This is a genomic window from Streptococcus phocae (assembly GCF_001302265.1).
Taxonomy (GTDB): Bacteria; Bacillota; Bacilli; order Lactobacillales; family Streptococcaceae; genus Streptococcus; species Streptococcus phocae.
On the sequence record NZ_LHQM01000076.1, the window covers coordinates 1 to 423 of the forward strand.

Below are 423 nucleotides of genomic sequence, written 5' to 3' on the forward strand. Positions count from 1 at the left end.
TATCAACGTAAATTGCAAGACGTAAACGGCAATTACAACAGCTTGCGAGAAACTGTTTCAGGATTTGAACGAAAAATATCAAATCAAAATGAGACTATTCAATCGAATTACACGCAATTAAAAGGCTTAATACAGGCTAGTGTCAGTCAAGAAAAGCTAGAATCGCTTTTGAGATTGTCGGGTGATAGCATCATGTTTGCGATTAAAGACAGATTGCCTAAAAGCAAGATGTCCGCAAGCGAGATCGTTTCAGCAATCAACTTGAACGGCTATGGTGTTCGCATTGCTGGAGAGCGCATTGCTCTTGATGGGAATACAACAGTAAACGGAACGTTCACTACAAAAATCGCAGAAGCTATCAAAATCAGAGCTGACCAGATAATTGCGGGTACGATTGATGCAGCGAAGATAAGAGTTATTAAT

1 protein-coding gene is annotated in these 423 nt (G+C 39.7%); it reads left to right on the forward strand.

All coding sequences use genetic code 11. The features are described from left to right. Positions 1 to 423 (forward strand): gp58-like family protein (locus AKK44_RS08430; protein WP_236686771.1); only part of this gene is annotated, 423 nt, incomplete at both ends.